We start from the raw sequence: 20,635 nt of genomic DNA, 5'->3' as shown, positions 1-20,635 counted from the left end.
AGCTTGCGCGGTGCGGGGAGAGGGAGAACAGGTTGGAGGACGAGCACGCCCAGCTCGTGCGCGAAGCGGTTTCGTCGGACCAGGCGGGACGCTCGACGCTCGCCGCATCCTGGTGCCGATCTGCCCTGCATCACGGGCTCGACCCCGCCAAGGGCCCGGCTGCCGACCGCCTCGATGCAAGCCGCCTCGCTCTCGCCAGAGGAGCGCGCGAGGAACTCATCCGCCATGCCGGCCCGGTGCTCGACCGGATCGCGCAGACGCTGGTGCGCAGCGGGCGCTGCATCCTGCTGACCGATGCCGACAGCCTGATCCTCGAAGAGCGCATGGAGGACGCCGACCGCGTCCATTTCGACCGAGCGCGGCTGGTGGCGGGCGAATGCTGGTCCGAAGCGGCCGAAGGGACCAACGGGATCGGCACCTGTCTCGCCGATGAAAAACCCGTCGTCATTCACCGCGACCAGCATTTCCTGTCCGCCAACGTGGCGGTGAGCTGCCACGGCGTGCCTATCTACGACGCGGGCGGGAGCCTCGTCGGCGCGCTCGATGTCTCGACCAATCGCTATGACCACGACCGCGACACGGCGGCGCTCATCATGAACGTGCTGGCGGGTGCCGCGCAGGAGCTCGAGCGGCTGCTGTTCGGCGCGGCCTATCAAGGCTGCCGTATCGTCCATCTCGACGGGGAAGGGCACGCAGGGCCGAGCGGAGGCGGGCTGGTGGCGATCGATCGCGACGATCTCGTAATCGGTGCCGATCGCAACGCACGGCGACGCGACCTGCTTTGCAAGGTGAGCGCGAAAGACCCGGTTCCCGTCGCCGATATCCTCGGCGTGCCCGACGAAGACCCGCTTGCCGCTGCCGAGCGCCGCGTGCTGCGCCAGGCGCTCGCCCGTTCGCGCGGGAATGTCGCCGCCGCGGCGCGCGATCTCGGTATCGGGCGGGCGACCTTCTACCGCCGCATGGCCCGCGCCGGGCTCGATTGAGCCTTTCGCGCAGGGCAGCGCTGCGCTTTTCCTTACGGACCTGTCTCACCGGTGAGACACTTGGGGGCGGCGAGCGACCTCGCCCCCCTTCCCCGCAGCGTCCGTTGAGGCATCCTGCTCCCCGTCACCAACGACGCCCCGGGCCAACCGGAGCGCACAAGCGGGAGGAGGAAACCCCATGGATATGCAGACCAATGCCGCGACACTGATGCGGCCTTCGCTGAAAGAGCATTACGACAATTTCATCGGCGGGCGCTGGGTTCCGGCGAAAAGCGCCGCGACTTTCGAGAACGTCTCGCCCGTCACCGGCCGGGTGATCGGCACGGTCGCGCGCTCGCAGGCCGAGGACATCGAGGCCGCGCTCGACGCCGCCCACGCCGCCCGCGCCGCATGGGGCGCGACCCCGGTCGCCGAACGCGCGCTGATCCTCACCCGCATCGCCGACCGGATGGAGGAGAACCTCGCTGCGCTGGCCGAAGCCGAGACTTGGGACAACGGCAAGCCGATCCGCGAGACGATGGCCGCCGACCTTCCGCTCGCGATCGACCATTTCCGCTATTTCGCCGGCTGCATCCGCGCGCAGGAAGGCAGCATTTCGGAAATCGACGCGAACACCATCGCCTACCACTTCCACGAGCCGCTGGGCGTGGTCGGCCAGATCATCCCGTGGAACTTCCCGCTGCTGATGGCGACGTGGAAGCTCGCCCCGGCACTGGCCGCGGGCAATTGCGTGGTGCTGAAACCCGCCGAACAGACGCCGGCCTCGATCATGGCACTGATGGAACTGATCGGCGACCTCCTGCCCGATGGCGTCGTCAACGTCGTCAACGGCTTCGGCCTCGAAGCGGGCAAGCCGCTCGCCTCATCCAAGCGCATCGCCAAAATCGCCTTCACGGGCGAGACGACGACCGGGCGGCAGATCATGCAATATGCGTCCGAGAATCTCATTCCGGTCACGCTCGAACTGGGCGGCAAGTCGCCCAACCTGTTCTTCGACGATGTCATGTTCGAGGACGACGACTATCTCGACAAGGCGATCGAAGGCTTCGTCATGTTCGCGCTGAACCAGGGCGAAGTGTGCACCTGCCCCTCGCGCGCGCTGGTGCAGGAATCGATCTATGACCGCTTCATGGAGCGCGTCCTCGCCCGCGTCGCCGCGCTGAAGCAGGACAACCCGCTCGATCCCGCGACCATGGTGGGCGCGCAGGCTTCGGCCGAACAGCAGGCGAAGATCCTGTCCTATCTCGACATCGGCCGCGAAGAAGGCGCCGAAGTGCTCGCAGGAGGCGGCATCGCGCAGCTTTCGGGCGAATGCGAGGGCGGTTTCTACGTCCAGCCCACGGTCCTCAAAGGCCACAACAAGATGCGGGTCTTCCAGGAGGAGATCTTCGGCCCCGTCGTCTCGGTCACGACTTTCCGCGACGAGGAAGACGCGCTTTCGATCGCCAACGACACGCTGTTCGGCCTCGGCGCGGGCGTGTGGAGCCGCGACGTCAATCGCTGCTATCGCATGGGCCGCAGTATCGAAGCGGGCCGCGTGTGGACCAATTGCTACCACGCCTACCCGGCCCACGCCGCGTTCGGCGGGTACAAGCAATCGGGCATCGGGCGCGAAACGCACCGCATGATGCTCGACCACTACCAGCAGACCAAGAATATGCTGGTTTCCTACGAGCCGAAGAAGCTCGGGTTCTTCTGAAGGAAGAAGAAACGGCCATGACCGGGCGCCTCTCGAGGGTCGCACCGACGCCCGGTCATGCCGTCAACAACAGCCAACCCGCAAACGGGAGGAGGATTATCATGTCTACCGCTTTCATCATGCCGTCGATGAACATCATGGGCGAGAACGCTCTCGCCGATGCCGCTGCGACGCTCACCGGGCGCGGCTTCACCAGCGCATTGATCGTCACCGACGAAGGGCTCGCAAGGCTCGGCGTCGCCGATGACGTCGCGAAAGTGCTCGAAGATGCAGGCATCCGCGCCGCGATCTTCGACGGGGCGCAGCCCAATCCCACGACCGGTAATGTCGAGGACGGCCTTGCGCTGCTACGCGACCACGAATGCGACCTCGTCGTATCGCTCGGTGGCGGGTCGAGCCATGACTGCGCCAAGGGCATCGCGCTCGTCGCGGCCAATGGCGGCGAGATCGCCGACTATGAAGGCATCGACCAGTCGCCGCAGCCGCAGGTGCCGCTGATGGCGATCAACACCACCGCCGGGACGGCTGCGGAGATGACCCGCTTCTGCATCATCACCGATGTCGAGCGGCACGTGAAGATGGCGATCGTGGACAAGCACGTGACGCCCTTCCTGTCGGTCAACGATCCCGCGATGATGGTGGGCAAGCCCGCCGCCCTCACCGCCGCGACCGGCATGGATGCGCTGACCCACGCGATCGAAGCCTATGTCTCGACCTCGGCGACGCCGATCACCGATGGCTGTGCGCTCAAGGCGATGGCGCTGATCTCGCAGAACCTGCGCGATGCCGTGGCCGACGGGACCAATCTCGAGGCGCGCGAGGCGATGGCCTATGCCCAGTTCCTCGCAGGGATGGCGTTCAACAACGCATCATTGGGCTATGTCCACGCGATGGCGCACCAGCTGGGCGGCTTCTACGACCTGCCCCACGGCGTGTGCAACGCGGTGCTTCTGCCCCATGTCGAGACTTTCAACGCGGCGGTTTCGGCCGGGCGGCTGCGCGATGTCGCGGCGGCGATGGGCGTCAATGTCTCGAACATGGACGAACGCCAGGGCGCGGAGGCCGCAATCGCGGCGATCCGCCAGCTTTCGGCCGATATCGGTATCCCGGCGGGCCTCGCCCAGCTCGGAATGAAGGAGGACGACATCGCCACGCTCGCCGCGAACGCGATGAACGATGCCTGCGGCTTCACCAATCCCCGGACCGCCAACCAGGAGGAGATCGAGGCCATTTTCCGCGCTGCCGCCTGAACCTCTCCCAAGGCGAGCGCGCTGCGCCCGGCGGTCCCCCAAAGGACCTGCCGGGCGCTTTTCTTAGCGGAAGGGGCAAACAGGTTCGGCGACAGGCGATTGACATTTGCGCGCGGAGCGCGAGGGTCGCGCCATCCATCCCGCGCAAAAGCAAGCGATTCCCCTTGGCGGAGTCGATGCTTTCGCCTCACCGGACCAGACCCGACCGAAGGACCAGACCCTTGCGCCTGATCGCCCTTATCATCGCCTTCCTTTTCTCAGTCCCCGCCGCTGCACAGGGCATCCAGCAGACCAAGGGCGATTTCGAGGACAAGTTCCGTCAACTGGACGAGGTGCTCCCCGACCCCAACGTCTACCGCAACGCGAGCGGCGCGCCGGGGCACCAGTACTGGCAGCAGCAGGCCGACTACACGATCCGCGCGCGTCTCGACGAGGACAAGCGTCGGCTCGAGGCGGAAGGCCGCGTGCGCTACGTCAACAATTCGCCCGACACGCTGCCGTGGATCTGGATGCAGCTCGACCAGAACATTTTCCGCACCGACAGCATGGCGGAGATGACCACGACTTTCGGCGGCCCCGGCAGGCGCGGTCCGCGCATCGACGCGGCGCGCGGCGGGGAACCCGCACGCCTCAGCCTCGAGGAGCTGCGGCGCCAGCAGGCCATGGCCGACAATTCCTATGGCTACGACATCAAGGCCGTCCGGCTGGCCGACGGGACGCCGCTCGCCCACACCATCGTCGGCACGCTGATGCGGATCGACCTGCCGACTCCGCTCGCGTCGGGCGAAGAGGTCAGCTTCGACATCGAATGGGCGTTCAACATCGTCGAGGAGAACACGATCTTCGCGCGTTCGGGCTATGAACATTTCCCCGATGATCCGAGGAAGGGCGGCAACGACATCTTCCTCTTCGCCCAGTGGTTCCCGCGCCTCGTCGCCTATTCGGACTATGAAGGCTGGCACAACAAGGAGTTCCTCGGCCGCGGCGAGTTCACGCTCGAATTCGGCGATTACGACGTGACCATGACCGTGCCGGACGACCACATCGTCTCGGCGACCGGCGTGCTCGCGAACCCGGGCGAAGTGCTCACCGCCGCGCAGCGCCAGCGGCTCGAGGCCGCACGCAGCGCGGACTCGCCGGTATTCATCGTCACGCCGGAAGAAGCCGCCGCCAACGAGCGCACCGGGCCGAGCGGCACCAAGACCTGGCGCTTCACCGCCGAAAACGTGCGCGATTTCGCCTGGGGATCGAGCCGCAAGTTCATCTGGGACGCACAGGGCCACCGCCAGCCGGGCGCCGAGAACGAACTCGTCATGGCGATGAGCTTCTGGCCCAAGGAAGGCGGCGACCTATGGCGCAAGTATTCGACCGCTGCGGTGGTCCACACGATGAAGGTCTATTCGCGCTTCAGCTTCGACTATCCCTATCCGGTCGCGCAGAGCGTCAACGGGCCCGTGGGCGGGATGGAATATCCCATGATCACCTTCAACGGCCCGCGCACGACGCTCAACGAGGACGGGACGCGGACCTATTCGCTCTCGGAAAAGGTCTATCTCATCGGCGTCGTGATCCACGAGATCGGGCACATCTATTTCCCGATGACGGTCAATTCGGACGAGCGGCAGTGGACCTGGATGGACGAGGGGCTGAATTCCTTCCTCGACAGCGTCGCGGGCTATGAATGGGATCCGGACCTGCCCTGGGGCCGCAGCCTGCCGCGCGATCTCATCCCCTACATGACCTCGACCAACCAGGTCCCGATCATGACCCAGTCGGACAGCGTCCTGAACCTCGGCCCCAACGCCTATGGCAAGCCGTCGGCGGCCTATCACATCCTGCGCGACACGGTGATCGGGCGCGAGCGGTTCGATTTCGCGCTCAAGGAATATGCCCGCCGCTGGAAGTTCAAGCGACCGACGCCGGCCGATTTCTTCCGCACCATGGAAGAGGCTTCGGGCACGGACCTCGACTGGTTCTGGCGGGGCTGGTTCTACACCACCGACCATGTCGACATCTCATTGGATGCGATCCACCGCCTGCGGCTCGACACGAAAAACCCCGACATCGACCTGAAGCGCCGCCGCGAGGAATTGCTGGGCGAGCCGGAAAAGGTCGGCGTGCGCCTCAACGAGGAACAGGGCGTGCCGATCTGGGTGCTCGAAAACCCCGGCGTGACCGATTTCTACGACGAAAACGACCAGTTCACCGTCACGCCGAAGGACCGCGAGAGCTACGAGAGCTTCCTCGACAGCCTCGAGCCGTGGGAGCGGCGGACCTTCGACCGCGCGGTCAAGGAGGACGCGAATTATTACGTCCTCAGCTTCTCGAACAAGGGCGGCCTCGTCATGCCGATCATCCTTGGCCTAACCTTCGAGGACGGCTCGACCAAACGCATGACGATCCCCGCCGAAATCTGGCGGCGCAATTCGCGCGAGGTGAGCAAGCTGCTCGTCTTTCCCAAGGGCAAGCGGCTCGCCAGCGTCGTCGTCGATCCCGACTGGGAAACCGCCGATGCGGACGTCGAGAACAACTACTATCCGCGCCGCATCATCGAAAGCCGGGTCGAAGCCTTCAAGTCGCCCGAGGCAAGCTCGCGCACGGGCCGCGACCTGATGGCGGAAAGCCAGGGTTCGCAATGATCCGCTGGCTGCTCGCGCTCCTCGCGGCGCTGGTGCTGGCGCTGCCGGCATCGGCGCACCAGCAGAAGACCGCGATCTCGATCGTCTCGCACAATGCGCGCACGGGGATGCTCGAAGTGGTCCACCGCGTGCCGCTCCACGATGCCGAACACGCATTGAAGCGGCGCGGGATCGCCGCGCCCGACATCATCGGCGACATCCCCAGCCGCCGCGAATTCGTGCGCTACATCGCGGAACGCTTCACCGTCACCCACGCGGGCGAGCCGGTCGCCTTCACGCTGCTCGGCAGCGAGATCGACGGGGGCAGCCTCGTCATTTACCAGGAAGCGCCCTCGCCCGGCCCCGGCGCGCGCCTCACCGTGCGCTCGCTGATCCTCACCGACGTGTGGGCGCGGCAGGAGAACCGGGTGAACATCGGCAGCGGCACCGAAGTCGAAACCCTGATCTTCCGCGCGGGCGATCCGGCGAAGGGCGCGACCCTGCAATAACCTTGCCCGGCGAAGGGTTTGACAGACCCGCCCGTTCCTTTCACGTTGATAGCGCGACGACAGGGAGGGGGAGCGCGAGTGTCCGACACGCTGGAACAGCCCGAAGAGCGCATAGCGGCCGAAAGCGGCCCCGCCGGGTCGCCGGAACCTTCCTCCAACACGCAGGACGAACCCGCAAAGCCCGCCGGAATCGCCGCGCCCGGCACGGCCGCGCTCGCGCTCGGTCTTGCCACGGCGGCCTGCGGGGGTGGCGGTTCGGGATCGCCTGGCGGCTCCGCCTCGGCAGGCGGGGGCGGCGGCGCGGCCCCGCCCACCGTGCTGAAGCCGCAGACCGACGAGGAAGCGGCCCGCTTCGCCCTGCACGCCGGGCTTTCGGTGAGCCCCGGCGACGTTCTCGAGCTGCGCTCGGAAGGCTACGAGGCGTGGCTCGACCGCGAGATAAACCAGTCCATCGAACAGACCGCCGAGCAGTTCCTCTCGGGCCTGGGCTTCGAGGATGTCGACGACAACCAGTGGTTCTTCCGTTCGGACCCGGCCGACTACATGATCTGGAGCCAGCTGCTGTCGGGCCGCAATTCGGTCCGCAAGCGCATTGCGCTCGCGCTGTCCGAATTCTTCGTCGTCTCGGTCAACAACATCACGATCTGGCCGAGCAGCGCGATCGGCGCCTATTGGGACATCCTCAAGAGCCACGCCTTCGGCAATTTCCGCGACCTGATCGAGGCGATCACGCTCAATGCGGCGATGGGCGTCTTCCTCAACACGCTCGGCAACCAGAAAGCCGATCCGACGACGGGCCGCGTCCCCGACGAGAACTACGCCCGCGAAGTCATGCAGCTGTTCTCGATCGGGCTGTTCGAGCTCAACGCCGACGGCACGGTGCGCACCGATGGCGCGGGCGAGCCGATCGAGACCTACACCAATGACGACGTGACCGGGATCGCCAAGGTCTTCACCGGGTATAATTACGATTATTCGGGCGACATCAAGTTCGCCTCCCCGCCGTCCCAGCCCGACCTCGACGTGCCCGAAGCCCGGCTGCTGCGCGCCCCGATGACGGCCGACCCGGCGCGCCGCTTTCCCTTCGGCCGCGACACGCATTCGCTGGAGGAAAAGCGCTTCCTCGGCACCACGATCCCCGCCGGGACGGGGGCGCCCGAATCGCTGCGGATCGCGATGGACACGCTGTTCAATCACCCCAATGTCGGGCCGTTCTTCGGCCGGCAGATGATCCAGCGCCTCGTCACCAGCAATCCCTCGCCTGATTACGTCCGCCGGGTCGCGCAGGCGTTCGACGACAATGGTTCGGGCGTTCGCGGCGACCTCAGGGCCGTGTTCAAGGCGGTGCTGCTCGACGACGAGGCGCTTTCGCCCGCCTCGCTCACCAGCACGACCTTCGGCAAGCTGCGCGAGCCCATGCTGCGCTTCGCCCAGTGGGGCCGGACCTTCGGCGCGCGCAGCGACACGGGCGCGTGGCTGATGCAGAACCTGTCGCAGAGCGCGAACCGGCTCGGCCAGTCGCCGCTTCGCTCGCCGTCGGTCTTCAATTTCTTCCGCCCCGGCTACACGCCCGCGAATTCGCAGGCCGCCGCGGCGGATCTCGTCGCGCCCGAATTCCAGATCGTCAACGAGACGACGGCTGCCAGCTACATCAATTTCATGGAGCGCACGATCGACGGGCGCGGGGGATGGATGTTCGATGTCAGGGCGACCTACGCCCAGGAACTCGATATCGTGCACGATATCGATGCCCTGCTCGACCGCCTCGACCTGCTGCTCACCGCCGGGCAGCTGTCGCAATCGACCCGCACGACCATTGCCGATGCGCTCGGCGCCACTCCGGTGAGCCCGGCGAGCAGCGAGGCGGCGAAGCTTGCGCAGATCCACCGCGCGGTGCTGCTAGTGATGGTCTCGAACGATTACCTGGTGCAGAAGTAGAGGAGCGGCGGATGGTCCATATCGGCAAGGCCGGGGAAATATCGCGCCGCGCCTTCATGCGGCGATCGGGGCAGCTCGCGATGATGGGGGCGGCATCGGGCTATGCGCTCGGCCTGGCCGGCCTGTCCGACGCGGCGGCCTTTGCGAGCGGCGACGGCTACAAGGCGCTGGTCTGCGTGTTCCTGCTTGGCGGGAACGATCACGCCAACACGCTTATCCCCTTCGATGCCGCCAATTATGCGCGCTATTCCGCGATCCGGGGCGGGTTGCCGGCGAATGGAGGCATCGCGATCGACCGCGCGGCGCTTACGGGACAGGTGCTCAGCCCGCTCGAAGAGCAGACCCTGACCGACGATATGCAGCTCGCGCTCGCCCCCACCATGCCGCGGCTCAAATCGCGCTTCGACCAGGGCGCCATGGCGCCCCTGCTCAATGTCGGCCCGTTGATCGTGCCGCTGACAAGGGCGCAGTTCGAAAGCGAAAACATCACCAGTTTCCCCCGCCCGGCAAAGCTGTTCTCTCACAACGACCAGCAATCGACGTGGCAATCGGGCCGGCCCGAAGGGTCGACCTCGGGCTGGGGCGGGCGGATCGGCGACCTCGCGGCGAGCAGCAACACCAATTCGATGTTCACCGCGATCAATGCGACCGGCAATGCGGTGTTCCTTTCAGGCGACGAGGTGCAGCCTTACGGCATTGCTCCGGCCGGCGCGATCGAGATCGGCGCGCTCGGGCGCAATTTCTATGGCTCCGGGGCGGCGAGCGATGCGCTGCGCAGTCTGATCACGGCCCAGGGCAACCACGTGTTCGCGGCCGATTATGCGACGATGAACGCCCGCTCGATCCAGTATTCGGGCTTCATCAACGACGCGATTTCGGGCGTGAACCTCGCGACCGATTTCGGCAGCGGCAACAGCCTCGCCTCGCAACTCCAGATCGTTGCGCGGCTGATCGCGGGCCGCAACCAGCTGGGCGTGAAGCGGCAGGTCTTCCTCGTCGCCACGGGCGGTTTCGACAACCATGACGGCCTGATCGGCACGCATGAGGGTCTGCTCGCCGGTGTCGATTTCGCGCTCGACGCCTTTTACCGGGCAATGGTCGAGATCGGCGTCGCGGACCGGGTGACGACCTTCACCGCATCGGATTTCGGGCGCACGCTGTCCTCGAACGGCGACGGCTCGGACCATGGCTGGGGATCGCATCATTTCGTGCTCGGCGGAGCGGTCCGGGGAGGGCAGTTCTACGGCACCGCGCCGACGATCTCGGTCGAGGACGACGGACAGGTGGGCCAGGGACGCCTGCTGCCGACGACATCGGTCGACCAGTATTCGGCAACGCTGGCAAAGTGGTTCGGCGTGTCCGACGCCGAGATCCCGCTCGTTTCGCCCAATATCGGCAATTTCGACGAACCCGACCTCGGCTTCATGAAGGAAGAGGCGGCACAGGCGGGCTAGGCAGCGTCGGCTCGGCGAGGATGGCGGGGAAATGCCGCGGGGGCTGGAGCGGGTGAAGGGAATCGAACCCTCGTCTTAAGCTTGGGAAGCTTCTGCTCTACCATTGAGCTACACCCGCAATGCGCTCGCCCCTTGGCACGATAATTCGCAAGCGGTCAATACAGGTTCGACGGTGGCCCTTTCGGGTCAGAACCATGTCCTCAGGCCGATGAGGAGCCTGATCCCGTCGGGGTCCTCCCCCGCGGCGCGCGCGATGTCGGCTGTGCGCCCGGCCTTCGCTTCGTATTCGATGCCGAGATAGGGCGCGAATTCGCGGCGGAATTCGTAGCGCAGCCGCACGCCCGGCTCGATTTTCGTGAAGCCTGCGCCGATCGCACGCTCGGGAATGTCCTGCGCGGCAAGCTCGACCTCGATGCGGGGCTGGAGGATCAGGAGCTGGGTGATGCGCTGGTCGTATTCGGCCTCGATCCGCGCCGTGAGGTCGCCCTCGGTGGACAGGAACAGCGCCGCGTCGAGCTCGAACATATAGGGCGCAAGCCCCTGTATGCCCGCGACAAAGTGCGCGCGCGTGTCGGGTGCGTCGTCCACGCGCACGCCCGCCTGAAGGTCGAAGAACGGGCCGATCGCCCGGCTGTAGAGCGCCTGCGCCTCGGCGTTTTCGAGATCGCCGCCGAACTCGCCCTCGCCTTCGGTCTTGATGACGAAGCGGTTGATGTCGCCGCCGTAAAAGCCCTGGGCGTCCCACAGGAAAGCATCGGCGCCGCCATCGGCGGCAAGGCGCGCTTCGAACCGTTCGATCATCACCATGCCGGTGCGAAATCCGCCGCTGTCCCGCGCCAGCGCGGCGCGGGCCGGGGCCATGGCCGCCTCGCCCCAGACCGCGTCGGCGGCGTGGCGCGGGCCTTCGAAGGCCCGCGGCGGGACGGCGGTTTCGCTCGCGGCACCGGGAGCGGACTTGTCGGGCGCGGCTTCGTGGGCGGAGTGGTCCATGCCGGGCATGGCGCTCTCGTCCTCGGCCATGTCTTCCATCGCGCCGTGGGCCGAATGATCTTCCTCGGCTTCGTCCTGCGGCGGGCATTGTTCGGGCGGCAGGTGGCCCATCGCGCAGTGGTCCAGCTCGCTCGCGGTCTCGGCAGGGGGCGCGCCGTGGCCGGCATGGTCCTGTGCGTGCAGGGGCGCCGCGACGAGCGCGGCGGGAACCAGCAGGAAAAGGCGCATCACGCCCGCCCGTTCTGCGGGAAGGGCCGCACGGTCACGACCTGCATCATGCCGGCGTGCATATGATAGAGGAGGTGGCAGTGAAACGCCCAGTCGCCCGGCTCGTTGGCGGTGAGATCGAAGGTCGCCGTGCCGCCCGGCTGGACCACCACGGTGTGCTTCAAGGGCTGGTGCATATGGTCCGCCCCGTTCACAAGCTCGAAGAAATGGCCGTGGAGGTGGATCGGGTGCGCCATCATGGTCTGGTTGACGAGCTTCACCCGCACGCGCTCGTCATAGCCGAAACGGATCGGGTCATCGGTGACGGCGGTGAATTTCCGACCGTCGAAGGACCACATATAGCGTTCCATGTTCCCGGTGAGGTGGATTTCCATCTCGCGGTCGACCTCGCGGTGCGGGTTCATCCGCTTCGCCCTGAGGTCTGTATAGCGCAGGACGCGGTGCTCGACCTCGTCGAGGCCGAGGCCGGGAAAATTCATTCGGTCGGACGGCATGGGCGCGACCATGTCCATGCCCGGCCCCGCCTTGACGTCGGCGGGCAGGAGCGAGGTGTCGCGCATGGAGTGGTCCATGCCCTCCATCCCCTCCATGTCGTGACCCATCGCGGCGTGGTCCATCATGCCCCCGCCCATTCCCATGTCGGTCATGGTGAGCGTCGGGATTTCGCGCAGCGGCGGCGGGGTCGCGATATGGCCGGCGTGGCTGGTGAGGCTGGCGACGCCCATGCCGCTCCGATCCATGCTTTCGGCGACGATCGCGTGGCTTCCGGCGGGGGGCGCTACGATCACATCGTAGGTTTCCGCGACGCCGATCTGGAATTCGTCCACCTCGACCTCGTCCACCTCCTGCCCGTCGGCGGCGATGACGGTCATCGGCACGCCGGGGATGCGGACGTTGAAGAAAGTCATGGCCGAGCCGTTGATGACGCGCAGGCGCACCCGCTCGCCCGGGCGGAACGCCAATTCGAGCTTGTCGGCGGGCCCGTGCCCGTTGACGAGATAGGTGTAGGTGTTCGCCGTCACGTCCGCGATGTCGCGCGGATTCATCCGCATCCGGCCCCACATCCGCCGCATATCGCCCGGCATCTCGCCTTCGGATGCGGTCTGCATCTGACGCTGGAAGTAGTGCTCCCCGACCTTGAGCTTGCGCATGATGTCGTGCGGGTGGAGCGGGGTGAATTCGGACAGCAGCACGACATAGTCGCGGTCGTAGCGCGGGTCCGGATCGGCGCTTTCGATCACCAGCGGGCCGTAATGCCCCGCCTGTTCCTGCAGCCCCGAATGGGAATGCCACCAGTAGGTCCCGCTCTGGCGGACGGGGAAGGAATAGGTGAAAGTCTCCCCCGGGCGAATTCCGGGAAAGCTGACGCCCGGCACCCCGTCGAACTGGAACGGCAGCAGCAGGCCGTGCCAGTGGATCGAGCTGTCCTCAGAGAGATTGTTCGTGACGTGGAGCCGCACGTCCTGCCCTTCGCGCAGCCGGATCAGCGGGCCGGGAACCGACCCGTTCACCGCCACGGCGTGCCCCGCGCGTCCGCCGGTCATGAAGTGATGTTCGCCGATGGTGAGCGCGATGTCCTCGCCCGAAAGCTCGCCGAAGCCCTGCGCCGCGCGCGACAGTGAGCGGCCCTTCGCCCAGCCGGGCATGGGCAGCGCGGCGGCGGCGGCAAGGGCGGCGGTGCTGGTGATGAGGCCGCGGCGCGAGACGGGCGCAGCGAGCCGGGGGGATTTGCTCATACAGGCCGAATATATACCCCCCGAGGGTATTTCAAGAGGATCGACGAAGGCACTCGGCTCGCGGCCCATCAGGCGCGGTGCGCCGCTGACGGGCGAACCTTCCACGGCCCGCCCCGTTGCCCCATCGACAGGGAGAAGAAGTTTGAAAGAACAGGGCAAAAGCGGCGAAAGCGAGAGGCGCGATCCCTATTGGCGCTTCATGGCGATGATCGGCACCAGCACGGCCGTGATGTTCGGCCTGATGTATATCAACACCTTCACCATCGACCACGTGTTCTGGAGCGAGACGCGCTTCTGGATGGCCTTCGTGATGGGGTCGGCGATGATGGTTGTGATGCTGCTCTTCATGTGGAGCTTGTATCCGAGCCGGGCGAAGAACGCGCTGATCCTCGCCGTGGCGGCGCTGGTGTTCTCGGTCGCGCTCTGGCTGCTGCGGAGCCAGACGACCGTGACCGACAGCGAATACATGGCGGCGATGATCCCGCACCATTCGATCGCGATCATGACCAGCGAACGCGCCCACATCCGCGACCCGCGCGTGCGCAAGCTCGCCCACGACATCATCCTCGCCCAGCGGCGCGAGATCGCGCAGATGCGCTACCTTCTCGAGGACATCGAGGAAAACGGGGTCCGGGTCGCCGAGCGGCTGCCCGAGGAGGCGCGGCAATGAGAGCGATCGCCCTTGTCGCCATGATCCTCGCGCTCGCCGGCTGCAACCGCAACACCGCGATCGGCAACGACCGCGAAGCCCAGCTTGAGGCCGCACCGAGCCCGGCGCCGGTCATGGCCCCCGAAGCCACGCTCGCCAATGTCTCGCCCGCGCTGGTCAAGCCCGAGACGATGTCGGTGGCCGACCTTTCGGCGGTCGGTGGTCTGGCGGGGCGATGCGCCGTCCGGCTGACCGAACTCGCCTATCCCTCCTTCGTGTTCGCACCGGGCGGCACCGGCACGATCAAGCTGAACGGCAAGCTCGTCCCGCTTCCCGCCGCGGGCGAAGGCCGGTTTGCAAGGGGCGACCTCAGCGTCCTCCTGCGACCGCGCGACGAACGCGGCGATGCCGGGCTTTCGGGCATGGACATGATCGTCCTCGTTCCCGGGGCCGAAGACGAACTGGGATATGCCGGCTTCGTCGACTGCACGGAAAGGAATGCGACATGAAGCCATCCACCAAGGGCGCACTCGTCGGAGCGATCGGAATGCTGGTGCTGCTTCTCGCCATCGGCCTCGCGGTGATATTGACCGGCGCCTACAATGTCGCCGCGACCGACCGCCACAATCCCGCTGTCGGCTGGGCGCTCGACACCGCGATGCACAACGGGGTCGAGGCGCGCGCGGGCGATGTCGGGCCTCCGCCGCAGTTCACCCCCGCGATGATCGAGGCCGGGGCGGGCGAATACAAGGAATACTGCGCCCATTGCCACGGCGGCGTCGGCGCGGGGAAGGCCGGATGGGCCGCCGGGATGCGGCCTCATCCGCCCGCACTCGCAAGAGTGGCGGATCAATGGAGCGAGCGCGAGATCTTCTGGATGGTGAAGCACGGGGTCAAGATGAGCGGAATGCCCGCCTTCGGCCCGCCCCATGACGATAGGACGCTCTGGAACATCGCCGCCTTCGTCAAGGCCATGCCCGGCATGACCGCGGAGCAATATGCGGGCTTCGAGGGCGGCCACGAACACTGATCGGCTTTCGTGCAGCCTCCTTGCGGGCTTGCCATCCGGCTCCGGACGTCTACATACCCCCCTAGGGTATCAAGCGGAGGCGATCGTGATGGACGAGAAGACCAGGGCCAAGGTGCAGCGGCTGAACCGCATCGCGGGCCAGGTGCGCGGCGTCGCGCAGATGATCGAGGACGACCGCTACTGCATCGACATCCTCCACCAGATCGCCGCGATCAAGTCCGCGCTCGCCAAGGTCGAAAGCCAGGTCCTGAAGGACCACGCCGCCTGCTGTGTCGCCGAGGCGATCGCCAGCGGCGACGAGGCCGAGCAGCGCGCCAAGTTCGAGGAACTGGTCGACCTTTTGGAACGAGGTCGCAAGTAAGGCACTGATTCACAATGAAACAGCCCCGCACCGCCAAACTCTACCGCATGGTCATGCCGGGCCATGTCTGCCCCTACGGCATCAAGTCGAAATGGCTGCTCGAACGCGAGGGCTATGCGGTCGAGGACCACCACCTCACGACCCGCGCCGAAACCGACGCCTTCAAGGCCGAGCACGGCGTCAAGACCACTCCGCAGGCGTTCATCGGGAGAGAGCGGATCGGCGGTTACACCGATCTCGCCGCGCATTTCGGCAAGCCCGCGAAGACCGAGGGGACGACCTACCGCCCCGTGATCGCGCTGTTCGCGCTGATGGCGCTGATGGCGGCGGGTGCGGCTTATGTCGCGACCGGCGCGGCGTTCTCGCTCCTTGCCGCGGAATGGTTCGTCAGCTTCTCGATGGTCGGCCTCGCCTACCTCAAGCTGCGCGATGTCGAGAGCTTCTCGACCATGTTCCTCAATTACGACCTGCTGGCGAAGCGCTGGGTGCCCTATGGCTATGTCTATCCGCACGCCGAGGGGCTGGCGGGGCTCCTGATGACCGCGCACGTGCTCGACATCGTCTCGATCCCGCTCGCGCTCACGATCGGCACCATCGGCGCTGTCAGCGTGTTCAAGGCGGTCTATGTCGAAAAGCGCGAACTCAAGTGCGCCTGTGTCGGCGGGGACAGCAATGTGCCATTGGGCTTCGTCTCGCTGACCGAAAACCTCTTCATGATCGGCATGGCGCTTTGGATGCTGGCGAAACCGGCGCTGCTGTGACCCGGGCCGCGCGTCAGGCGCGACTTGCCGCAGACGAAAGAAAGGGCGACGCCATCCGCTTTGGCGCCGCCCTTCCCGTTTCTCGCGGGTTGGTCTTCGGGGACGTGAAGATCAGCCGCGAAGGGTGATTTCGTTCGCCGAGGCGAAGCGTTCGGGCGATGCGAGCAGTTCGGCCACCGCGAGTTCGGCGCTCGTGGTCATGCTCGCCTTGCAGTCGCGGACCGCGCGCATTTCGGCGAGGGTGCGGCGCCCGTTGATGCGGCAGGCGCGGTCGATCGCGGTGTCGATGCGCTGCTCGAACGCGGCGAAGCCGTCCTTGCTCGCAATGTCGAGGCCGGCGAAGCTGACGGTGACGCTCACCGCTTCTTCCTTGGCGCTGGCGGGGGCCGCGACGGCGAGGGTGGCGAGAGCGGCGGCGGCGTAAAGGGTCTTGAACATCGATAGTCTCCTGTGTGGTCGTGCGTTTGCCTGTGTCCTGCCCCGGAGCGATGCGCTGTGCTGTGCGGCGCTGTGTCCCGGCGACGACCCAAGGACTAGGCCAGCCCCCCAATTCGATCCTTGGCGTTCCGGTGAAGCTTGCGTGAAGAGCGCCTGAAACCTGTTGTTTTCCTGAAGGTGTGCGAATTAATCACGCGGTATCAGCGATTTACAGGATCACTCGATTGACCGCGCCGTCCTGTTTTCCCTTCCTGAAATCTTCGCCGGGGGTGACAGGGCGAGAGGAGGCGGCATAAGCTTAAGGCGAGCGAAAGTCTGAACGGGCGGGCGATGGACCAGCAAGCGATCGGATCCCACATCCTGCAGCCGGATCGCCAGCTGCTGAAGGACGGCGAGCGAGTCGCGATCGGCCCCCGCGCGCTCGGGATCGTGACGGTTCTCGCCCGCCGCCGGGGCGAGGTCGTGACGAAGGACGAACTGCTCGCGGCAGTCTGGCCCGACACGATCGTCGAGGAGAACGCGCTGCAGGTCCACATCGCCTCGCTGCGCAAGGCGCTGGGCGAGGACGCGGCGTTGCTCGAGACCATTCGCGGCGTCGGCTATTGCCTGCACGAAGGGCACGCCGCGCGCGGCGAACCGGCAGGCGGCGAAGCGAAAGCCGCTCCTGCCGCCGCCGAGCCCGGCCCCGTTCCGGCGAAGGCGGCGCCGGCGACGCAAAAAGCGACACCGGCGGAAAAAGCGCCGGAGGCAGGACGGCGGCGCTGGCCGCTCGCGGCAGCGGTGCTGGCGGTCGTCGTCGCGCTGGCCCTTGGCCTCTACGCTTTCCTCGGCGCGCCGACGTCCGGCGATACCGGAGGGGCGGCAAGCAAGGTCACGCTCGCCGTGCTGCCCTTCGAAACCGCCGAGACCGACGGCGAGGATGTGCGGCAGTTCGCGACCGACCTGTCGCGGACCATGTCGGGCCATCTCGCCCTCATCGAACGCATGGCCCTCGTGCCGGGCCCGCGCGTTACCGAGGCGGCCGAGACGACGCGGACCCAGGCCGAACTCGCACAGTCGCTCGGCGCGACCCATCTCGTCATCGGCGAAGTCGGCACGGCGCTCGACCAGACCTTCCTCGACCTTGCGCTGGTCGAGGCGGGGAGCGGGACGATCTTGTGGCGCGACCGATTCACCGACGCGATCTCGCGTCCCACCCTCGGCGACCTTGCGCTCGAAGCCCTGGTCAGCGCCCTGCAGGTCTACGCCGGTGTCGGATCGCTTCCCATGCCCTCGCCCGACGGAGTGGACCCGCAAGCCTATGCCGCCTTCCAGGAGGGGCTGCAGAAGAGTCTCGTGGGCGACATCCGCAACAAGCAGGACGCCTTCGACGATTTCACCCGCGCGAGCCGGATCGATCCCGATTTCGCCGATGCCCATGCCGGGCGCGCGCTTGCGATCATCTCCGGGTACGAAGCCGAAAAGAGGCAGGCCATCGCGGCCAAGGCGATCGCGACCGCGCTCGCGCTCGACGGTGAAAACCTTCTCGCACGGATTGTGCGGGCGCGGTTGCCGGCGGTCTATGGGGGCGACATCGCTGCGGCCCTGCTGGAGTTCGAGGCCATCACCGGCGAAGCGCCGGAGATTGGCCTCGCCCATCATTTCCATGCCCGGACACTGGCGGAGATCGGCGAGCACGAGGCGGCGATCGCGGCCTATCGCACCGCGCTCGACCTCGATCCGGCCCATGGGCCGACCCGCCATCGCTACGCCGAAAGCCTGCTCGCCACGGGCAATTATTCCGCGGTCCGCACATTCGCGGGCGAATGCGTCTATTGCACCGTGACGTCGGCGTACTGGCTGCACGCCCTCGCCTATGCCGGGAAGGCCGAACTTTACGACCGCGACGTGCCGCGCGTGCGCGAGCGTATGACCGCGATCGGCCTGCCCGAATCGGTCAGCGACAAGTATTTCCCGGTCCTCATGGCGATACGGGACGGGAGCCCCAACCCGCTCCCCCTGTCCGAATACGGCGATACGATCCACGAGGGGATGTATCTCGGCGAATTCGGGCAATACGAGGCGGGGCTCGACCGGCTCAGCGGCTATTTCCGCAGGCCCGGCATGATGCGCCGGTGGCTGGTGGATTTCCTCGACACCCCGCGCGAGGAATGGCCCGAAGCGGTCCGCGCGCACCCGCGCTACCACGCGCTTTTTGCCGATCCGGGCATCCGGAGCCTGATCGCCGAACGCCGCCGGCGCGGGAATCTCGACAACCTGCCCGCCCTGCCCGCCGTGCCCTATCGCGGCCCCTGACCGGTTCGCCGGTTTATCCGCCCGCACGGCCCTTCGGCATGGGCCCGCTGCCACTTTGGAGAGGCCGCTTGCCCTTGCCAGCGGCGCGGCAGGGTTGCATTTGGCCCGCCAAGGACAGAACCGCACAGGAAGAGACTCACCCCATGCGCCAGATCGACCATTTCATCGTCGGCGAAAGCCCCGCCCCCACCCGCAAGCACAAGGTCTGGAATCCCTCGACCGGCGAGGTCCAGGCCGAGGTCGCGCTCGGCGATGCCGCGCTGCTCGACCGCGCGGTGGAGACCGCGAAAAAGGTCCAGCCGGAATGGGCCGCGACCAATCCGCAGAAGCGCGCGCGGGTGCTGTTCAAGTTCAAGGAACTGGTCGAGGCCAATATGCAGGAACTCGCCGAACTGCTGTCGAGCGAGCACGGCAAGGTCGTCGACGATGCCAAGGGCGACGTCCAGCGCGGTCTTGAAGTGATCGAATATGCCTGCGGCGTGCCCCAGATTTCCAAGGGTGAATATACGCAAGGGGCAGGCCCCGGCATCGACGTCTATTCGCTGCGCCAGCCGCTCGGCATCGGGGCGGGGATCACCCCGTTCAACTTCCCCGCGATGATCCCGATGTGGATGTTCGGCATGGCGATCGCGGCGGGCAATGCCTTCATCCTCAAGCCTTCCGAGCGCGACCCGAGCGTGCCGGTGCGGCTCGCCGAGCTCTTCCTCGAAGCGGGCGCGCCCGAGGGGCTGCTGCAGGTCGTCCACGGCGACAAGGAGATGGTCGATGCGATCATCGAGCATCCCGACATCCCCGCGATCAGCTTCGTCGGGTCCTCCGACATCGCGCATTACATCTATTCCGAAGGCTGCAAGCGGGCCAAGCGCGTGCAGGCTTTCGGCGGGGCGAAGAACCACGGCGTCGTCATGCCCGATGCCGATCTCGACCAGGTGGTGAACGACCTTGCGGGCGCGGCCTTCGGCTCGGCGGGCGAACGCTGCATGGCGCTGCCCGTCGTGGTCCCGGTGGGCGAGGACACGGCCGAGCGGCTCAAGGAAAAGCTCATTCCCGCGATCCATGCGCTGAGGATCGGCGTCTCGACCGACCCGGATGCCAATTACGGCCCCGTCGTCACGCCCGAACACAAGGCGCGGATCGAGCAGTGGGTGGACACTGCGGAAGCGGAAGGCGCGGAAATCGTCATCGACGGGCGCGGGTTCAGCCTGCAGGGGCACGAGGACGGCTTCTTTGTCGGACCGACCCTGATCGACCGCGTCACCCCGCAGATGAAGAGCTACCAGGAGGAGATCTTCGGCCCCGTGCTCCAGATCGTGCGGGCCAGGGATTTCGAGGAAGCGCTGCGCCTGCCGTCCGAGCACCAATACGGCAACGGCGTCGCGCTGTTCACCCGCAACGGCCACGCCGCGCGCGAGTTCGCGAACCGGGTGAACGTCGGCATGGTCGGCATCAACGTGCCGATCCCGGTGCCGGTCGCCTACCATTCCTTCGGCGGGTGGAAGCGGTCGGGCTTCGGTGACATCGACCAGTACGGGACCGAAGGATACGCCTTCTGGACGAAGAAGAAGAAGGTCACCCAGCGCTGGCCCGATGGTGGCGGTGACGGGTCCAACGCCTTCGTCATCCCGACCATGGGGTGACCGGCAGGCGGACACCCTTGCCGGGGATGCCGCCTGCGTGGCAATACCGGGGCGAGAGG

At 66.6% G+C, this 20,635-nt stretch carries 17 protein-coding genes and 1 tRNA gene; 14 read left to right on the top strand and 4 right to left on the bottom strand.

What is annotated here, in order from left to right:
- Positions 1–32: 32 nt before the first annotated feature.
- From G9473_RS00180 to G9473_RS00150, 7 genes are all read left to right on the top strand, one after another.
- Positions 33–983 carry a GAF domain-containing protein gene (locus tag G9473_RS00180; protein WP_291134826.1) on the top strand — a complete coding sequence of 317 codons (951 nt, stop codon included), beginning with the start codon at positions 33–35 and terminating at the stop codon, positions 981–983.
- Positions 984–1,161: 178 nt separating this feature from the next.
- Positions 1,162–2,682, top strand: a complete 1,521-nt coding sequence (gene adh / locus G9473_RS00175; protein WP_291134824.1) for an aldehyde dehydrogenase — start codon at positions 1,162–1,164, stop codon at positions 2,680–2,682.
- 137 nt (positions 2,683–2,819) lie between these two features.
- Positions 2,820–3,932 carry an L-threonine dehydrogenase gene (gene yiaY, locus G9473_RS00170; RefSeq protein WP_367159830.1) on the top strand — a complete coding sequence of 371 codons (1,113 nt, stop codon included), beginning with the start codon at positions 2,820–2,822 and terminating at the stop codon, positions 3,930–3,932.
- Between the two features lie 221 nt (positions 3,933–4,153).
- Positions 4,154–6,571, top strand: a complete 2,418-nt coding sequence (locus tag G9473_RS00165; RefSeq protein WP_291134821.1) for a M1 family metallopeptidase — start codon at positions 4,154–4,156, stop codon at positions 6,569–6,571.
- Positions 6,568–7,059 (top strand): DUF6702 family protein, encoded by a 492-nt coding sequence (locus G9473_RS00160; RefSeq protein WP_291134819.1) that lies wholly within the window; start codon positions 6,568–6,570, stop codon positions 7,057–7,059. The genes G9473_RS00165 and G9473_RS00160 overlap by 4 nt, the downstream gene beginning before the upstream one ends.
- A gap of 78 nt (positions 7,060–7,137) precedes the next feature.
- Positions 7,138–8,997, top strand: a complete 1,860-nt coding sequence (locus G9473_RS00155) for a DUF1800 domain-containing protein (protein WP_291134806.1) — start codon at positions 7,138–7,140, stop codon at positions 8,995–8,997.
- 11 nt (positions 8,998–9,008) lie between these two features.
- A complete protein-coding gene (locus G9473_RS00150; protein WP_291134817.1) occupies positions 9,009–10,451 on the top strand; it encodes a DUF1501 domain-containing protein in 1,443 nt (480 codons plus the stop codon).
- A gap of 44 nt (positions 10,452–10,495) precedes the next feature.
- Here the strand turns inward: G9473_RS00150 and G9473_RS00145 are convergent.
- The 3 genes from G9473_RS00145 to G9473_RS00135 all read right to left on the bottom strand — a co-directional run bounded on the left by G9473_RS00145 (position 10,496) and on the right by G9473_RS00135 (position 13,405).
- Positions 10,496–10,569: transfer RNA gene (locus G9473_RS00145), tRNA-Gly, on the bottom strand.
- Positions 10,570–10,637: 68 nt separating this feature from the next.
- A complete protein-coding gene (locus G9473_RS00140; protein ID WP_291138548.1) occupies positions 10,638–11,669 on the bottom strand; it encodes a copper resistance protein B in 1,032 nt (343 codons plus the stop codon).
- Complete coding sequence (locus G9473_RS00135) at positions 11,669–13,405, bottom strand: copper resistance system multicopper oxidase (RefSeq protein WP_291134804.1); 1,737 nt, start codon at positions 13,403–13,405, stop codon at positions 11,669–11,671. The genes G9473_RS00140 and G9473_RS00135 overlap by 1 nt, the downstream gene beginning before the upstream one ends.
- Positions 13,406–13,610: 205 nt before the next feature.
- On the opposite strand from G9473_RS00135, the gene G9473_RS00130 reads away from it, so the two are divergent.
- From G9473_RS00130 to G9473_RS00110, 5 genes are all read left to right on the top strand, one after another.
- A complete protein-coding gene (locus tag G9473_RS00130; protein WP_291138545.1) occupies positions 13,611–14,075 on the top strand; it encodes a DUF305 domain-containing protein in 465 nt (154 codons plus the stop codon).
- The gene (locus G9473_RS00125) at positions 14,072–14,563 is read left to right on the top strand and encodes a DUF6692 family protein (protein ID WP_291134803.1); all 492 of its coding nucleotides are present in this window, start codon (positions 14,072–14,074) and stop codon (positions 14,561–14,563) included. The genes G9473_RS00130 and G9473_RS00125 overlap by 4 nt, the downstream gene beginning before the upstream one ends.
- Positions 14,560–15,084: a cytochrome c gene (locus tag G9473_RS00120; RefSeq protein ID WP_291134801.1), complete on the top strand. Its 525-nt coding sequence runs from the start codon at positions 14,560–14,562 to the stop codon at positions 15,082–15,084. The genes G9473_RS00125 and G9473_RS00120 overlap by 4 nt, the downstream gene beginning before the upstream one ends.
- 88 nt (positions 15,085–15,172) lie before the next feature.
- Positions 15,173–15,445 (top strand): metal-sensitive transcriptional regulator, encoded by a 273-nt coding sequence (locus G9473_RS00115; protein ID WP_291134799.1) that lies wholly within the window; start codon positions 15,173–15,175, stop codon positions 15,443–15,445.
- A gap of 14 nt (positions 15,446–15,459) precedes the next feature.
- Entirely contained in the window at positions 15,460–16,206 is a 747-nt protein-coding gene (locus G9473_RS00110; RefSeq protein ID WP_291134797.1) for a glutaredoxin, read from the top strand.
- A 111-nt stretch (positions 16,207–16,317) separates the two neighbouring features.
- Here G9473_RS00110 and G9473_RS00105 read toward each other — a convergent pair whose 3' ends face one another.
- Positions 16,318–16,644 (bottom strand): UrcA family protein, encoded by a 327-nt coding sequence (locus tag G9473_RS00105; protein ID WP_291134795.1) that lies wholly within the window; start codon positions 16,642–16,644, stop codon positions 16,318–16,320.
- Positions 16,645–16,974: 330 nt separating this feature from the next.
- Here G9473_RS00105 and G9473_RS00100 point away from each other — a divergent pair, with 330 nt between their 5' ends.
- Both G9473_RS00100 and G9473_RS00095 read left to right on the top strand, forming a co-directional pair.
- The gene (locus G9473_RS00100) at positions 16,975–18,939 is read left to right on the top strand and encodes a winged helix-turn-helix domain-containing protein (protein WP_291134793.1); all 1,965 of its coding nucleotides are present in this window, start codon (positions 16,975–16,977) and stop codon (positions 18,937–18,939) included.
- 143 nt (positions 18,940–19,082) lie between these two features.
- Positions 19,083–20,576, top strand: a complete 1,494-nt coding sequence (locus tag G9473_RS00095) for a CoA-acylating methylmalonate-semialdehyde dehydrogenase (protein WP_291134791.1) — start codon at positions 19,083–19,085, stop codon at positions 20,574–20,576.
- The last annotated feature ends 59 nt before the right edge of the window (positions 20,577–20,635 follow it).

Origin of the sequence: Erythrobacter sp. (assembly GCF_011765465.1) — a bacterium.
Classification (GTDB): domain Bacteria; phylum Pseudomonadota; class Alphaproteobacteria; order Sphingomonadales; family Sphingomonadaceae; genus Erythrobacter.
The sequence above is the reverse complement of the archived record's forward strand: the minus strand, read 5'-3'. Positions and strand labels throughout refer to the sequence as shown.

Excerpts from the sequence above, each read along its gene's own strand:
- adh (WP_291134824.1), top strand. The coding sequence starts at position 1,162 with ATGGATATGCAGACCAATGCCGCGACACTGATGCGGCCTTCGCTGAAA.
- yiaY (WP_367159830.1), top strand. The coding sequence starts at position 2,820 with ATGGGCGAGAACGCTCTCGCCGATGCCGCTGCGACGCTCACCGGGCGC.
- G9473_RS00160 (WP_291134819.1), top strand. The coding sequence starts at position 6,568 with ATGATCCGCTGGCTGCTCGCGCTCCTCGCGGCGCTGGTGCTGGCGCTG.
- G9473_RS00150 (WP_291134817.1), top strand. The coding sequence starts at position 9,009 with ATGGTCCATATCGGCAAGGCCGGGGAAATATCGCGCCGCGCCTTCATG.
- G9473_RS00140 (WP_291138548.1), bottom strand. The coding sequence starts at position 11,669 with ATGCGCCTTTTCCTGCTGGTTCCCGCCGCGCTCGTCGCGGCGCCCCTG.
- G9473_RS00135 (WP_291134804.1), bottom strand. The coding sequence starts at position 13,405 with ATGAGCAAATCCCCCCGGCTCGCTGCGCCCGTCTCGCGCCGCGGCCTC.
- G9473_RS00130 (WP_291138545.1), top strand. The coding sequence starts at position 13,611 with ATGATCGGCACCAGCACGGCCGTGATGTTCGGCCTGATGTATATCAAC.
- G9473_RS00125 (WP_291134803.1), top strand. The coding sequence starts at position 14,072 with ATGAGAGCGATCGCCCTTGTCGCCATGATCCTCGCGCTCGCCGGCTGC.
- G9473_RS00120 (WP_291134801.1), top strand. The coding sequence starts at position 14,560 with ATGAAGCCATCCACCAAGGGCGCACTCGTCGGAGCGATCGGAATGCTG.
- G9473_RS00115 (WP_291134799.1), top strand. The coding sequence starts at position 15,173 with ATGGACGAGAAGACCAGGGCCAAGGTGCAGCGGCTGAACCGCATCGCG.
- G9473_RS00110 (WP_291134797.1), top strand. The coding sequence starts at position 15,460 with ATGAAACAGCCCCGCACCGCCAAACTCTACCGCATGGTCATGCCGGGC.
- G9473_RS00105 (WP_291134795.1), bottom strand. The coding sequence starts at position 16,644 with ATGTTCAAGACCCTTTACGCCGCCGCCGCTCTCGCCACCCTCGCCGTC.
- G9473_RS00100 (WP_291134793.1), top strand. The coding sequence starts at position 16,975 with ATGGACCAGCAAGCGATCGGATCCCACATCCTGCAGCCGGATCGCCAG.
- G9473_RS00095 (WP_291134791.1), top strand. The coding sequence starts at position 19,083 with ATGCGCCAGATCGACCATTTCATCGTCGGCGAAAGCCCCGCCCCCACC.